General features: G+C 45.2%; 14 protein-coding genes. 10 read left to right on the forward strand and 4 right to left on the reverse strand.

Features of this window, described 5'->3' with window-relative positions; translation table 11 throughout:
- Positions 1–4: 4 nt before the first annotated feature.
- Entirely contained in the window at positions 5–907 is a 903-nt protein-coding gene (locus EKG38_RS07470; RefSeq protein WP_126519653.1) for a bifunctional methionine sulfoxide reductase B/A protein, read from the forward strand.
- A 67-nt stretch (positions 908–974) separates the two neighbouring features.
- Here EKG38_RS07470 and EKG38_RS07475 read toward each other — a convergent pair whose 3' ends face one another.
- Both EKG38_RS07475 and rne read right to left on the reverse strand, forming a co-directional pair.
- A complete protein-coding gene (locus EKG38_RS07475; RefSeq protein WP_126519654.1) occupies positions 975–2531 on the reverse strand; it encodes a SulP family inorganic anion transporter in 1557 nt (518 codons plus the stop codon).
- 132 nt (positions 2532–2663) lie between these two features.
- Entirely contained in the window at positions 2664–6221 is a 3558-nt protein-coding gene (rne, locus tag EKG38_RS07480; protein ID WP_126519655.1) for a ribonuclease E, read from the reverse strand.
- A 590-nt stretch (positions 6222–6811) separates the two neighbouring features.
- Here rne and rluC point away from each other — a divergent pair.
- Both rluC and EKG38_RS07490 read left to right on the forward strand, forming a co-directional pair.
- Positions 6812–7771 carry a 23S rRNA pseudouridine(955/2504/2580) synthase RluC gene (gene rluC / locus EKG38_RS07485; RefSeq protein ID WP_126519656.1) on the forward strand — a complete coding sequence of 320 codons (960 nt, stop codon included), beginning with the start codon at positions 6812–6814 and terminating at the stop codon, positions 7769–7771.
- The gene (locus EKG38_RS07490; RefSeq protein ID WP_126519657.1) at positions 7768–8418 is read left to right on the forward strand and encodes an HAD-IIIA family hydrolase; all 651 of its coding nucleotides are present in this window, start codon (positions 7768–7770) and stop codon (positions 8416–8418) included. Before rluC ends, EKG38_RS07490 begins: the two co-directional genes overlap by 4 nt.
- A 113-nt stretch (positions 8419–8531) precedes the next feature.
- On the opposite strand, the gene EKG38_RS07495 is transcribed toward EKG38_RS07490, so the two are convergent.
- Both EKG38_RS07495 and EKG38_RS07500 read right to left on the reverse strand, forming a co-directional pair.
- Complete coding sequence (locus tag EKG38_RS07495; RefSeq protein WP_126519658.1) at positions 8532–9926, reverse strand: sensor domain-containing diguanylate cyclase; 1395 nt, start codon at positions 9924–9926, stop codon at positions 8532–8534.
- Between the two features lie 126 nt (positions 9927–10052).
- Positions 10053–10646, reverse strand: a complete 594-nt coding sequence (locus tag EKG38_RS07500) for a Maf family protein (RefSeq protein ID WP_126519659.1) — start codon at positions 10644–10646, stop codon at positions 10053–10055.
- A 337-nt stretch (positions 10647–10983) separates the two neighbouring features.
- Between EKG38_RS07500 and yceD the strand changes: the two genes are divergently transcribed.
- The 7 genes from yceD (at position 10984) to acpP (ending at position 15840) form a co-directional block, all read left to right on the forward strand.
- The gene (yceD, locus tag EKG38_RS07505) at positions 10984–11508 is read left to right on the forward strand and encodes a 23S rRNA accumulation protein YceD (protein ID WP_126519660.1); all 525 of its coding nucleotides are present in this window, start codon (positions 10984–10986) and stop codon (positions 11506–11508) included.
- 17 nt (positions 11509–11525) lie between these two features.
- Positions 11526–11696 carry a 50S ribosomal protein L32 gene (gene rpmF, locus EKG38_RS07510; protein WP_012142966.1) on the forward strand — a complete coding sequence of 57 codons (171 nt, stop codon included), beginning with the start codon at positions 11526–11528 and terminating at the stop codon, positions 11694–11696.
- Positions 11697–11711: 15 nt separating this feature from the next.
- Complete coding sequence (gene plsX / locus EKG38_RS07515; RefSeq protein WP_126519661.1) at positions 11712–12740, forward strand: phosphate acyltransferase PlsX; 1029 nt, start codon at positions 11712–11714, stop codon at positions 12738–12740.
- Positions 12741–12751: 11 nt separating this feature from the next.
- A complete protein-coding gene (locus tag EKG38_RS07520; RefSeq protein ID WP_126519662.1) occupies positions 12752–13711 on the forward strand; it encodes a beta-ketoacyl-ACP synthase III in 960 nt (319 codons plus the stop codon).
- Between the two features lie 53 nt (positions 13712–13764).
- Positions 13765–14691: an ACP S-malonyltransferase gene (fabD, locus tag EKG38_RS07525; protein WP_126519840.1), complete on the forward strand. Its 927-nt coding sequence runs from the start codon at positions 13765–13767 to the stop codon at positions 14689–14691.
- Positions 14692–14700: 9 nt separating this feature from the next.
- A complete protein-coding gene (gene fabG / locus EKG38_RS07530) occupies positions 14701–15447 on the forward strand; it encodes a 3-oxoacyl-ACP reductase FabG (protein ID WP_126519663.1) in 747 nt (248 codons plus the stop codon).
- Positions 15448–15606: 159 nt separating this feature from the next.
- Positions 15607–15840 carry an acyl carrier protein gene (gene acpP / locus EKG38_RS07535; RefSeq protein ID WP_012324673.1) on the forward strand — a complete coding sequence of 78 codons (234 nt, stop codon included), beginning with the start codon at positions 15607–15609 and terminating at the stop codon, positions 15838–15840.
- Positions 15841–15915: the final 75 nt, after the last annotated feature.

Raw genomic sequence — 15915 nt, forward strand, 5'->3', positions numbered from 1 at the left:
CGTCATGAGTAAATTAACCGAATTTGAACAGTTTGTTATCGAGGATAAAGGGACTGAACGACCTTTTAGTGGCGAATATCATCTGCATGATGCTAAAGGCGTCTATCTGTGCAAACGTTGTGATGCCCCCCTGTATCGTTCTGAGAGTAAGTTTAATGCCCATTGCGGTTGGCCGGCATTTGATGATGAGGTCAAAGGGGCCGTTCAACGAGTTGCTGATAGTGATGGCATTCGCGTCGAGATTATCTGCGCGGCGTGTGGTGGCCATTTAGGTCATGTCTTTGAAGGTGAGTACCTGACGGATAAAAATGTCAGACATTGTGTCAACTCAGTCTCTTTACGTTTTAAGTCGAGCGATGAGGTTAATTTGAAGTCCGAAACGAGTTTGGCGACATTCGGGGGTGGTTGCTTCTGGTGTATCGAGGCCATTTATTCTGAACTAAATGGCGTTACAGATGTAGACCCCGGCTACAGCGGCGGTGATGCCGAGACGGCTAACTATAGAGATGTCTGTGGTGCGTCGACAGGCCACGTCGAAGTGGTACAGATTAAATTCGATCCTGAAACTATCAGTTTCGATGAGCTGTTGGAGGTCTTTTGGATGAGTCACGATCCAACGACACTCAACCAACAGGGTAATGATGTGGGTCCGCAATACCGCTCAGTAATTTTTGCCCATGATGCGCAGCAAGTGGATAGCGCAAACCGCATGATTGAGCGGTTAACAGAGGCCAAAGCCTGGGACAGGCCTATAGTGACAGAGGTCACCGCATTTAAGTCATTTCACCCAGCTGAGTATTACCATAAGGATTATTTTGAGCTTAATGGTGAGCAGCCATACTGCCAGATGGTAATCAAACCTAAGGTGGATAAATTTAGACTGGCATTTGCTACTAAATTAAAATAATCAGGCATAAAAAAGGCGAGTTATTCACTCGCCTCTCTTCAGTATTGTCTCGCTGTGAGATAAATTATTAATCTAATTTATCGTCGGCAATTTTGTAGTGAGGATCTTCGATAAGGTTAACTTCAACCAGATCACCAGCCTTGTGTAGTAACTTCTTACAGTCATTACTGAGATGGCGTAGGTGCAGCTTTTTACCGTTTGAACCATAGCGCTCTGCAAGGGTATCGATGGCATCCAGTGCCGAGTGATCACATACCCGAGAATTTTGGAAATCAACAATCACATCGACAGGATCGGTATTTGAGTGGAAAAGCTCTAAAAACTCGGCGACCGAACCAAAAAATAGTGGTCCATTAAGCTTGTATACTTTCCAGCCATTAGCATCTTCGCTGATATCTACATTGATGTGCTTCGCATGCTCCCAGGCAAAAACCAGGGCTGACACGATAACACCGACGAATACGGCGAAAGCTAAGTCAGTAAATACGGTGACGATAGTGACCAGTATGATAACAAAAGCATCGTGTTTAGGTACTTTGCTCATCACCTTAAAGCTGGCCCATTCGAAGGTACCAAGCACAACCATAAACATTACACCGACGAGTGCTGCTAACGGGATCATTTCGATGAGTGCAGAACCGAAAAGGATAAAGGCGAGCAGGGCAAGTGCTGCTGTGATACCAGATAAACGTCCACGACCACCAGAGTTGATGTTAATCATAGATTGACCAATCATGGCACAACCACCCATGGCACCAAAGAAGCCACTGGTAATATTACCTACACCTTGGCCGATACACTCTTTGTTTCCTTTACCACGAGTGTTTGTCATCTCATCGATAACGGTCAGTGTAAGCAAAGATTCTATTAAACCTACTGCTGCCAAGATCAGTGAATAGGGAAGAATGATGTAGAGCGTTTCAAGGTTAAATGCAACGGCAGGAATAGAGAAGCTAGGTAGGCTTCCCGCTATTGTCGCATTTTCGTCACCACTCATGGATTTTAGAAAATCCAAAACGGTGCGGGTATCAAGATCTAAAAATACGACCATTAAGGTCACAGTCATGATTGCTGCCAACGAAGAGGGGATGGCAGTGGTGAGTTTTGGTAAGAACTGAATAATCGCCATTGTTAACAGCACAAGGCCCATCATCAGCATTAACTGGCCTTGAGGCAACCAGATTAATACACCATCGGCGTTAGGTACCTTAAATTGCCCAAGCTGGGCAAGGAAAATAACAATCGCCAGTCCGTTAACAAAACCAATCATCACAGGGTAAGGAACGATTCGAATGAACTTACCTAATTTCAGTAGACCAAAGGAGACTTGAACTAGGCCGGCTAGAACGACTGCGGCAAAAAGATATTGCACTCCGTGTTCAGCGACCAGAGCAACCATAACAACAGCCATAGCGCCGGTAGCACCCGAGATCATACCTGGACGACCGCCAATAAGCGCAGTGATAAGCCCCATAATAAAGGCGGCATATAAGCCCACCATAGGCTCAACACCTGCGACGAAAGCAAATGCTACGGCTTCAGGAATAAGTGCAAGTGCCACAGTTAAGCCCGATAGAAGATCGGCTTTGCTGCTGGCGGTTTTGTGACGAATGAGATCGAACATTTAGCCTCTGTTATAATTTTGTTGATTTAGATTGAATTGCGGCCGCGCATACTAACAAATAATCCGCTGTAAGAAAATAAAAAAGCCATGCTGTGATGCATGGCTTTCTTGTTAATACAGCTTAACTATAGGTTATGGTTTAGCCATTTCCGAGTTTGCCGTATTGGCCGTTCTGGATTTATCGCTCGGTGCAGCAGATTCTGAGGCAGCATATTGACGGCCTGAAGGCGTCGCAATATTTGCTCGGTTCTCTACAACAGGCTTAGTCATATCAGAGGTGACCATAGTGCCGAATCGACTCGAGCTTACAGATTTTGCTTTTGGAGCCTTTTGAATCTGTGGAGTAGTCTCAGTCGGAGTCGATACTTGCGTTTCAACAGGAGCTTCAACTTTAACCGGAGTCTCTGCTTTTACAGGAGCGGCAGGTTTAGCTGGTGCTGCCGCTGCTACAGATGCTTTGGCTTTAGCTGGAGCCTCAGTTTTAACAGGAGCCTCAGCTTTAACTGGAGTATCAGCTTTAACAGGAGCCTCAACTTTAACTGGAGTCTCAGCTTTAACAGGAGTTTCAGCTTCAACCTGAGTCTCAGCTTCAACCTGAGTCTCAGCTGCAGCAACAGATGCTTTAGCTTTCACTGGGGCTTCTGCTTTTACTGAAGCCTCAACTTTCACTGGCGCGACTGGTTTAGCAGGCGCTGCTGCAGCAACAGATGCTTTAGCTTTAACAGGGGCTTCAGCTTTCACTTGTACTGCTGGTTTAACTGGCGCCGCTGCGGCAACTGATGCTTCAGTTTTCACTGGTGCCTCTGCTTTCACCGGTGTGGCTGGTTTAGCTGGCGCCGCTGAAGCAACTGATGCTTCAGCTTTAACTGGAGCGGCAGGTTTTGCGGGTGCAGCCATGGCTTCAGATATCACCGTTGCTTTAGGTTTGGCTGGTGCCTGTGTTTTAGCAGGAACCGCTGGCTTTGTCGGAGCGGATGCTGCTACAGATGCCGTTGCTTCAGGCTTAGTTGCCACAGACTTAACTGGAGTGTCTGCTTTTAACGTATCTTCAACCAGACTCTCTGATGTATCAGGTTGAGCCGGAGTAGATACAGCGATAGAGGTGGCTTTAGTCTCATTGGCCTGATTTTCTACTTCAGTCTCATTTGAAACGAATGCCGGAGTTGCATCAGATGAAGATTCACCTTCGGTATCTTCATCGCGACGACGACGTTGACCAGCTGCGCGAAGATGGCGAGGGCTACGACGACTGCGACGTTGACCGTCACGTGGTTCACGTTGCTCTTTGTCATCAGTGGCTTCAACTTCTTCTGAGGAAGACATTTCAACCTGGTCGGCGTCTGTCACAGGTGTCGTTTGAATCGAATCAACGGCTACCGGTGCAGTCTGCTCAACTTTTGCTTCAACTTTGACTTCAAGAGTCTCAGTTTTAACAGTCTCTGTTAGCGATATGTCAGATACTTCGGCTTTAACCTGAGCCTCTTGTGTCGCTTCCTGTTGAGGTTTTGGCTTATTTGACTTTCTTGGTTGACGCTTTGGACGCGTGGTCTTTTCTTCACTTACCGTCGCAGTTGTCGGAGTTTCAGCTGAAATCTGGATCTCTTCAACTTGAGCTTGCTCATTCTCAACGCGGACCTTACGACGCATATTACGGCGTTGACGACGTTCTCTGGCAACTTCTTGCTTAGGTTGTTCTGCAGATTCAACTTCGCTTACCTGAGCCGGGCGACGAGGTTTATTGTCATTGCGAGGTTGACGCTTGGCTTGCTCGTCTTTCTCTTTGACTTGCTTCTCTACGTTGCTAGTGTCTGCGCTCTTATTGCGGTTACTGCGGTTATTGCGTGCGCCTTTGTCACCCGCTTGATCTTTGTCATCACGATTACGTCGATTGTCATTACGACGAGTGTTACGACGATTATTGCGGTTCTGACTGTCGCGGTTCGACTGAGGTTTCTTTTTTGGTTCCTCTTTTTTCTCTTCAGGCTTGAACAACGCGCTGATGGCAGAGAATAGCTTAGAGATTAAACCGGGTTCAGCATCTTTTTTGGACTCAGTTTTGACATCTTTTTTGATACTAGATGGCTTTTCAATTTCCTTTGCCGGCGCTGAGAAACCTTTCAGTGCAGGTTGAGGTGGTGCAGCACGTTCAAGTTTACGAGGTTCGTAAAGTTTTGCTTCAGGCTGGTCTAATAGCTTATAGCTGGACTCACTGATCTGATCATCTTTACGATGACGCACGACACGGTAGTCAGGGGTAGTCATGTTTGGATCTGGGATCACATAGACTTCAACATCATGACGCTGCTCTGTAATTCGAATGGCTTTACGCTTTTCGTTAAGCAGGAATGCGGCTACGTCAACTGGAACTGTAGCTTCAATTTGAGAGGTGTTCTCTTTAATCGCTTCCTCTTCCATCAAACGAAGAATAGAAAGGGCTAAAGACTCTGTCCCACGGATTGTACCTTGACCATGGCAACGAGGGCACAGGTGAGCTGCTGACTCTTCAAGAGATGGACGTAGACGCTGTCTTGACATCTCCATGAGTCCGAAGCGAGAGATACGACCCAGTTGAACTCGAGCTCTGTCATGATGCACAGCATCACGCATTCTATTTTCAACTTCACGTTGATGACGCACTGGTGTCATATCGATGAAATCGATAACAACCAAACCACCCAGATCACGCAGGCGTAGCTGGCGAGCAACTTCATCTGCCGCTTCTAAGTTGGTATTCAGTGCCGTCTCTTCAATATCACTACCTTTCGTCGCTCGTGCAGAGTTGATATCGATTGAGGTCAGGGCTTCAGTGGGATCGATAACAATCGAGCCACCGGAAGGAAGACGAACTTCACGCTGGAAGGCCGATTCGATTTGTGTTTCGATCTGGAAATGAGTGAATAGTGGCACTTCAGCGTCATATTGCTTAATGCGATCGACAAAGTCTGGACGTACCAAAGCAACATGCTGTTTGGCATCTTCAAAAATACGTGGGTGGTCGATAAGTACTTCACCAACATCACGACGAAGGTAGTCACGAATCGCACGTACGATGACGTTACTTTCTTGATGGATCAGGAAAGGGGCCGGACGGCCTTCAGACGCTTCTTTAATCGCAGTCCAATGATGCTCGAGTACTTTTAGGTCCCATTTAAGTTCGGTTGAATCTTTACCTACACCGGCAGTACGGACAATCAAACCCATACCTTGAGGTACTTCAAGTTCAGACATAGCCGTTTTAAGTTCGGTACGCTCATCACCTTCGATTCGACGGGAAATACCACCGGCACGAGGGTTATTTGGCATAAGAACCAGATAAGAACCCGCCAAGCTGATAAAGGTAGTTAACGCGGCACCTTTGTTGCCTCGCTCTTCTTTATCAATCTGGACAATAACCTCTTGACCCTCTTTAATCACCTCTTTGATATTGGGGCGACCTTGGAATGAGTATCCTTTTGGAAAGTATTCTCTGGCAATCTCTTTTAATGGGAGGAAACCGTGACGATCGGCACCATAGTCAACGAAAGCAGCTTCGAGAGAGGGCTCTACGCGGGTGATTTTACCCTTGTAAATGTTCGCTTTTTTCTGTTCGTGACCAGGACTTTCAATATCTAGATCGTATAGTTGTTGCCCATCAACAAGGGCAACGCGCAACTCTTCAGATTGAGTTGCATTAATTAACATCCGTTTCATTATGACGTAATTCTTCTAAAATAAGGTCATCAAACGATTTTTTCGGTGCATTACGGGCCTAGCATTATTAACAAGACCTCACGGTCGGTGTCTAGGCAAGGTGCGCATTTCTGTAAGACGCATTCGCTGCGTGTCGCATCCATTTATGGCTTATTTTTTAATATTTACAAAAACAAGGAATTCGTTTTAAACGTCAACCAACCCCATAAATTATTCAGTACTTTCCGGTAATGCCAAAATCGAATTAGTGTGCGTCTGATGATAAGTTAAAATTAAACTTCGAATTTTGGGTGCGTTTTTTAGAGAAACCACCTTGTAATGTGGCTTTTCCTATTTGTTTAGTCGTTAAAACTCATTTTCGGTTTTAGATTAATAAAACGACTTGCAAATCAATCATTTGCGACAAATGGAAAAGGTTTTTAGTCTCTACTTCTTGCACTAGTGATGGGGGATTTATGAACACTTTATTCACTGATTATCCCCAACCGCCGATGAAATATAGCAATAATCAATTAAATCAGCAAATGGAAAGACACAATATTCTTGTAACTTGATGTACAATACGCTTCCTGATGTACAAAAGGCGCGCCATGAATACCGAAGCACCCAAACTTAAAGTTCAGCTGGTCACAATCGACGAAGATAATGTTGGACAACGTATAGACAATTTCCTACTGACAAAACTAAAAGGTGTGCCTAGAAGTATGATCTATCGGATCGTGCGTAAAGGCGAGGTCAGGGTTAATAAAAAACGAATTAAACCAGAATATAAGTTACTCGATGGCGATATCGTTCGGGTGCCGCCTGTTCGCATGGCAGATAAAGACGAGCGTCCTGGACCTTCGGCAAATCTGACCAAAGTGTCTCAATTAGAAGAGCGTATTCTATTTGAAGATAAACACCTCATTGTCTTGAATAAGCCTGCAGGGCTTGCCGTTCACGGTGGCAGCGGTATCGATTTCGGCATTATCGAAGCCATGCGTTCGCTTCGGCCTACTCAGAAGTTCCTGGAGCTTGCACATCGCTTAGACAAAGACACCTCTGGCGTATTGCTTATCGCAAAGAAGCGTAGCGCACTGCGACATCTTCACGACCAACTTCGTTTTAAGAAGATGCAAAAAGATTATCAGGCTCTGGTTAAAGGGACTTGGCAAGCTCGTGATAAGGCCATTAAAGCGCCTTTACTTAAATTAACTCTCAAATCCGGTGAGCGTATAGTACGCGTTAATCAAGAGGGAAAAGAGTGTGAGACCCGTTTTAAGATTATTCAGCGCTATCAAGGCTCAACCCTCGTTCAGGCTAGCCCTGTGACGGGGAGAACTCATCAAATTCGTGTTCACTGCCAGTATACCGGTCATCCAATCGCTTGCGATGAAAAATACAGTGAGCAAAAGTATGATGACAGCATAAGAGCGCTGGGGCTTAATCGCTTGTTTCTGCATGCCGCTCAGCTTAGGTTTACTCACCCGGGAACCGAAGAGGTGATGATAGTCAAAGCGCCTTTAGATCCAGTTCTTATTAAAACATTAGAGAAATTGGTCAAAGTATGAAGCAATATGAGTTGGTGATATTTGACTGGGATGGAACCTTAATGGATTCTATCGGTAAAATTGTGGATTGTATGCAACAGACGGCGCTGACACTGAATGTCTCTATGCCTTCAGAGCAAGCCGTCCGCGATATCATCGGCTTATCTATGAGTGAGGCGCTTAATGTTCTTCATCCCGATGGGAGTTCGGATTTCCATGGTGAGATGATTGAAGTTTATCGCCAGCAGTATCTCAAGCTCAATACGACACCTAGCCCGCTATTCGATGGTGTCGAATCACTGCTAACTCAGCTTAACCAAATTGGCTACCAGATTGCCGTTGCAACAGGTAAAGCGAGAGCCGGTTTGAATCGGGTCTTGGGGGAGACGGGTTTGGACTCTCATTTCATTGCCAGCAGAACTGCCGATGAGGCGCAGAGTAAACCTAACCCTGAGATGATTTTACAGTTGCTCCATGAACTGAATGTAGCGCCGGGAAAGGCCGTCATGATTGGTGACTCAGTACACGACCTTAATATGGCCAACAATGCCGGTATCGATGCCATTGGGGTTGATTATGGTGCTCACGGCATAGAACAGCTGCAACAAGCGAACCCTAAGGTGATAATAAGCTCACCGTTAGAATTACTTCAGCATCTGGGACATTGAATCTGAGGAAGAGAGTTTAATTTATTTTGAATATCTCTTTCTACCCTTTCTTTTTGGCTGGAAGAGTTTATTAGTAACATCATTCTCGACCGATATAGAACGCTCCCTCCTGCTCACCCTAAGTCCGAATCAAGTTGCAGATTTTCAAAACCACATTTGGCTTTTTTCGAGTTATACATCTCTTTGTCAGCCTTACAGATGATTGCCGATAGATCGCTATCGTCATCATCTGCAATATAACTGCCGATACTGGCGCTAACTGGCAAGTGTTGCCCGTTTACTTCAATATTCATCCTTAGCTGGGTTAAAAGTCGTTCGCTAAGTGCCTCTAGCTCTGCTTGATAGCTGGATTGTGGCAGACCGTAGGTAAAACTTGCTAATACAACAAATTCATCGCCTCCTATTCGAGAAATAAGCTCATTGGAGCCTGCGCAATCTTGAATGCGAGTGGCAACGTCTACGAGCACTTTGTCTCCCTGATGGTGTCCGAATCTGTCGTTGATCTGCTTAAATCCATCCAAGTCAATATACATAACGGCTAACTGCAGTTGGCCCGCCTTCTGGGCGTTAATTTTGTGTTGGATCTCTTCGAATAACGCCCGTCTATTGGCTAATCCGGTGAGTGGGTCATGATTGGCAAAGTGCTCAATCTCTACTTTAGCAGCGTGGATCTCACTAATATCATGGGCAGAGACAATGACTCCTATTAGATTGCCACTCTCACTGTAGTAGGGGTTATGGTGAACATTGAGATATATGGGGGCATTTTGGTTAGGCGGGTGGATCCAAGTTTGTGTATTAATGGTTTCACCCGCTAATGAGCGATCCAGCAGAGGTTTTAAATGTTGACTAAATACTTCCTCTCCATGGATCTCTTCAACTGTTTTTCCTACAAACTCCTGCACGGCGCGACCAAACATGGTCTCGTAGCCCTTTGAGACAACGTGATAGCGGTAGTTAATATCGACAAATGACATAAATTGCTCTGAAACGGCGATCATCTGTTTATGTAAGGCAAGTTCACGGGAGATGAGCAGCCTTTTATACTCAACCCCGATCCTCTGTGCCAGCAGTCTGAAAAACTCCCGGGATTTGATTGAGTCTGCCTGAGGCTCTGTGTCCATGACTAATATGTGGCCTATGGGAGTGCCATCGTCAGCCAATATCAGCTCAGCCTGATAACTATTAGCCCCTAAATCTTTAATTAATTTAAAATTCGGAAATAGCGACTGAAGATCTTTGGGGTAAAGAATATGAGTATCGGGATATCTGAGTTGGTAAATTGTTTCGCAAGGAGAGCCTTTAAGGTTGAACTCAAAGCCGGGAATACTGTGTTTCAGATCGCAAAAGGCAACAACTTCAGCCATACCTCTGTTCTGTGAGGGTCTTCCAAACGCAGCCCACCGACACTGTGTCACCAGTGCGAGTGCCTTTAAGGCTCGTTGGAAAAACCGCTCATCGGTACAAGGAGCTGCGAGTAGCGCTAATGCTTCTTCTATATCTGTCATCAACCATTTCCATTGAGCAGTCCTCTGCTCGAATAACTATATTGTAGTGGCTATGGTAAGATTATTCCTTGTTTGACTTTGCCGATATGAATGAGCCTGTAAAGGCCCTAATTTAGCCTACCGTGGCTATTCATGATGGTCCAAGACCGCATAACCTTGACGAGAAAGCATATCGATGAGCGTTATCAAGGGGAGTCCGATTAACGTATTGGGATCTTTCCCCTCTAATTGATTAAACAAGGCAATGCCTAAGCCTTCGCTTTTAAAGCTACCGGCGCAAAAGTATGGCTGCTCTTTTTTCAGATAGTATTCAATTTGTGCTGTGGTTAACGCTCTAAAGTGAACCCGAAATGTTTCGCAGTGGGCTTCGCACTCACCGGTGGTGATATTGTGAAGTGCAATACCCGTATAGAAGGTGATCACTTGATCCGATGCTGCAGTTAACTGAGATACCGCGGCCTCATGATTTATCGGTTTGCCGACAATCTTGCCATTGATCACGGCAACCTGATCGGAGCCAATCACAAGTCCTTGTGTAAACAAGTCTGCACCGGCGCGGGCTTTATCTTTAGCTAATCGAACAACATGTGCTTCCGGCGTCTCTTGTTTGAGCGGAGTTTCATCAATATCCGGTGAGCAAGTACAAAAAGGAATGCCTAGCTTAGAGAGTATCTCTTTTCGATATGATGATGTTGAAGCTAAAATAATCTGAGATGGCATAAATAATGTGTTCCTGAAGATAAGAGTTGGTATTGTCCGAGAGGTGATTTTTTCACAATAAGCTAAGATTTAGTACCGGGCAGATCTGATTCGACTGGAAGTTTAGCTTTGTTTCATGTCGAACATCACTCTCTTTTGATATTTCTACGGCTTAATGTGCACAACCGCTTCTATTTTAAGCATGGGCTACTTGAGTAAATCTGGCCGCTTGGGTAAAATCTGCAATCCATCAATTTTTGTTTTTAGGGTCAGAATGTGTGGTTGATTTAGCTTCTTATTTAAAGAAGGTGAATTTTCCTTTGACTCTGAGGATTTCAAACTATAATATGCGCGCCTTATGCAAACAGTAAAGATACCGGTTTCAATTGATCCAATACGCGCTTCGGCGAGTCAGCTTTCTTATGAAGGTGTGATTCCGCATAAGCAATTAAAACGATTAAATGAGTTAAGTGCCGGCGACTGTTCCGATGTGACAGTGTCGTTGGAATGTGGCGTAGATATACAGGGGATAGTCTACCTTAAAGGGAAGGCTGTGACGGAGCTCACTCTGAATTGTCAACGTTGCATGACGCTATTTACCACTGAGGTTACGGTCGACTTCAACTTTAGTCCCTGTGGGAATGAAGATGAAATCGATGAGCTCCCGGATGCGTATGACCCTATTGAGTGTAATGAAATAGGCGAAGTTCGTCTGCATCAATTGATTGAAGATGAATTGATAGTCGCTATGCCTTTAATACCCATGCATGCTAACGAAAGTTGCAGTCAAGGTAGTCAAGACATAGTAGTAGGCGAGATCGAACCCGCTCAACAGGAGCGTCCAAATCCGTTTGCAGTGTTAGAAAAACTGAAGAGCAAGTAATCTAGGAGACAGGTCAAATGGCTGTACAGAAGAACAAAAAATCTCGTTCAAAGCGCGGAATGCGCCGTTCACACGATTCATTGAGCACGCCTCAATTATCAGTGGATTCAACGAGTGGTGAACTACACCTTCGTCACAACGTGACTGCGGATGGTTTCTACCGTGGTCAAAAGGTTATCAACAAGTAATTTGTTGCTACCTTTATGACTAATCTGACGCTTGCGTTAGATGCGATGGGGGGCGATTATGGTCCCCGCATCACAGTGCCTGCAGCCTTGCAGGCACTTCGTTTATATTCCTTTCTAAATTTTTATCTTGTTGGTAATAAGACAGACATTGAGAAATACCTTTCTCAGGTTGAGTCTGATGTTCTTCGACGCATTGAAATCATTCATACGACAGAAGTTGTCACCATGTCTGACCGTCCCGCACATGCGCTCAGAAACAGAAAACAAAGCTCTATGAGGCTGGCAATTGAGTTAGTCAGAGATGGCAAAGCCCAAGCCTGTTTAAGTGCCGGTAATACTGGTGCGCTGATGGCTATGTCAAAAGTGCTTCTTAAAACGCTTCCTGGTATTGACAGGCCTGCGCTTGTGAGTTGTCTACCCGCTGTTAATAAAACCCCGGTTTACCTTCTCGACTTAGGTGCCAATGTCTCTTGTTGTTCTGAAACACTCTTTCAGTTTGCCGTTATGGGTTCTGTGTTATGTGAGGCTGTTGATAAGAACCGTTCGCCCAAGGTCGCTCTGCTTAATGTCGGCATTGAAGAGATTAAGGGAAATGACCAGGTACAACAAGCGGGTCAACTTTTACAACAAAGTCCACAGATCAATTATACTGGTTTCATTGAAGGGAACGATCTCTTTTCTGGCCGTGTCGATGTGATTGTTTGTGATGGCTTTGTAGGTAACATCACTTTAAAGACATCTGAAGGTATAGCTCGTTTATTGGTACATCAATTAGAAAAAGGCCTTACCAAAGGTTTTTTTGTACGGTTAATGGCCAAAATGATCGCTCCCCGTATAAATTCTGTCCTGAATCAGATGAACCCCGACCACTACAACGGCGCAAGTTTGATAGGATTGCGCGGAATTGTAGTAAAAAGTCATGGAAGTGCCGATGAATCTGCTTATTTACAAGCAATTAGTCTAGCTGTTACAGAGGCACAACGTCGACTCCCTCAGATGATTGAAGAACGTCTCGAGTCGATTCTTTTAGACATTAATAACTGATATCTCCTTATATGCATACAAAAATTCTTGGAACTGGTAGCTATCTACCAGCGCAAGTGCGTAGCAATCAAGATCTGGAACAGATGGTTGAAACCACTGATCAGTGGATTGTTGAACGTACAGGTATTTCAGAGCGCAGAATTGCTGCCGCCGATGAGTCCGTTTCTACTATGGGCTATGAAGCTGCGGTAAAAGCACTCGAGATGGCAGGTGTCGATGCCAATGAACTCGATATGATCGTGTGTGGCACGACGAGCGCCAGTAATGCGTTTCCGGCGGCGGCTTGTGAAATTCAGGCAAAGCTTGGTGTTCATACCATTCCTGCGTTTGATATCGCAGCGGCCTGCTCTGGCTTTGTTTATGCGCTTTCGGTCGCCGACCAATTCGTTAAATCGGGTGCCGCTAAAAAGGTATTAGTGATCGGTGCAGATGTGTTATCCCGACTATGTGCGCCTGAAGATCGCAGTACCATTATCCTGTTTGGTGATGGTGCCGGTGCTGCAGTCGTTGGTGCTTCGAGTGAACCTGGTATCTTGTCTACACATATCTTTGCCGATGGCAGGCAGGCTGATCTGCTGAAATGTTCTTTTCCTCCTCGAACGGGTGAAGCCACAGAGGCGGTCGGTTACATGACAATGAAAGGCAATGACGTTTTTAAAGTTGCCGTGACTCAACTGTCACAGGTTGTCACAGATACATTACGAATCAATCAGATCGATAAATCTGAAATTGATTGGCTGGTTCCGCATCAAGCCAACTTCCGAATTATTAAGGCTACGGCTAAGAAGCTCAACATGAGCCTAGATAAGGTTGTTTTAACCTTAGCTAAACACGGTAATACCTCTGCGGCTTCGGTACCCATCGCTTTGGATGAGGCTGTCAGGGATGGCCGAATTCAGCGTGGCCAGCTGATCATGCTCGAGGCTTTCGGTGCCGGGTTTGCGTGGGGAAGTGCACTCATTCGTTTTTAACTCTTGCTTAAAACAGTAAGTATTATTTTTTGAATTGTCATAGGTAATAAATGATGGAAAATTTTGCTTTTATTTTTCCAGGTCAAGGTTCTCAAGCGATTGGGATGTTGGCCGACCTTGCTTCAGAGCATCAAATCGTTGTTGACACATTTTCTCAAGCGAGTGATGTATTAGGTTATGATCTGTGGGAACTTGTTAAACAAGGTCCAGCCGAAACGCTGAATGAAACAGATAAGACTCAGCCTGCACTGCTTACCGCGAGTGTTGCCATTTGGCGAGCCTATGAAGCTAGCGGTAAGGCTATGCCTACATTGCTTGCCGGCCATAGTTTAGGTGAATATTCTGCACTTGTTTGTGCGGGTGTGATCGACTTTATCGATGCCGTCAAACTCGTAGAGTTACGAGGTCAATTGATGCAACAAGCCGTGCCGGCGGGCAGCGGTGCGATGTTCGCAATTATCGGTTTAGATAACGAGTCTATTGCGAAGGCATGTGAAGACGCTGCACAGGGTGAAATAGTGAGTCCTGTGAACTATAACAGTCCTGGCCAAGTGGTTATTGCCGGAAGTAAAGCGGCAGTAGAACGAGCGGCGGCCTTGTGCAAAGACAATGGTGCAAAAATGGCGGTAGCCCTTCCCGTTAGCGTACCTTCACATTGTGAACTGATGCGTCCGGCAGCAGAAAAGCTAGCGTTGGCACTAGAGGCTATCGAGTTTAAAACACCCAAAGTAAAAGTGATCAATAACGTCGATGTTGCCAGTCCTGAAACTGCGACAGAGATCAAAGATGCCTTGGTCAGACAGCTATATTGTCCTGTCAGATGGTCTGATAGTGTGACTGCTATGTCTGAAACTGGCATCACTCATCTTTATGAGGTAGGGCCGGGTAAAGTGTTAACCGGGTTGGCAAAACGAATTAATCGATCGCTTACTGCAAAAGCGGTCAACGATGCTGCATCATTCGCGGCATTGACCGAATAGGAGATATTCATGAGTGTAAGTATAGATTTAACAGGCAAAGTGGCGCTTGTTACAGGTGCAAGCCGTGGGATTGGCCGTGCAGTTGCCGAAACGCTGGTTGCTGCAGGTGCGACAGTGGTAGGGACTGCGACGAGCGAACGTGGCGCTGCTGCTATTCAGGAATATTTGGGTGACAAGGGTTTAGGCTTAGTCCTTAATGTTACCGATAGCCAGTCTGTTACGGATCTTTTTGCTCAGATCAAAGAAAAATCAGGTGATGTCAGTATTCTGGTTAACAACGCCGGCATTACGCGTGATAATTTATTGATGCGCATGAAAGAAGATGAATGGAGTGATATCATAGATACCAACCTTACATCTCTATTTCGTACCTCAAAGGCCGTCATGCGACCTATGATGAAAAAACGTCATGGTCGAATCATCAATATTGGTTCAGTCGTCGGTTCTATGGGAAATCCTGGACAAACGAACTACTGTGCTGCTAAGGCCGGTTTAATCGGTTTTACAAAATCTCTTGCAAGAGAGGTTGCATCTCGTCAAATAACAGTGAATGCTATTGCTCCTGGATTTATCCAGACTGATATGACTGATGATCTGACGGAAGAGCAGCAACAAGGTATCTTGTCTCAGGTTCCAATGGAGCGTCTAGGACAGGCACAAGAGATCGCTAATGCTGTGGTCTTCTTAGCTTCAGACTCCGCTGCATATATCACGGGAGAGACTCTCCATGTGAATGGTGGCATGTACATGGTTTAAGGGTAATAGGTAAATAATGCGGTTAATTATTGATGATCCTTATCAAAATGTGTTTAAATTCGTGGTTAGACCACAAAAGTTAAGCTTGCATTGTTTGCCAAATTGAATAAACTACTCTCAATCTTGCGCAAGTGCGTAATTTGAATAGGAAAGAAACTAATGAGCAACATCGAAGAACGTGTAAAGAAAATCATTATTGAGCAGCTAGGTGTTAAAGAAGAAGACGTTAAGTCAGCAGCATCTTTCGTTGACGACTTGGGTGCAGATTCTCTGGACACTGTTGAGTTGGTTATGGCTCTGGAAGAAGAGTTTGACACCGAGATCCCTGATGAAGAAGCTGAAAAGATCACTACTGTTCAAGCAGCGGTCGACTACGTTTCAAAGAATCAGTAATCCTGAATTCTAGAAAACAGGCAGCATTTATGCTGCCTGTTTTTGTTTCTGGCTACTGGAATTTTTCGTTCAACT

Origin of the sequence: Shewanella canadensis (assembly GCF_003966225.1) — a bacterium.
Taxonomy (GTDB): Bacteria; Pseudomonadota; Gammaproteobacteria; order Enterobacterales; family Shewanellaceae; genus Shewanella; species Shewanella canadensis.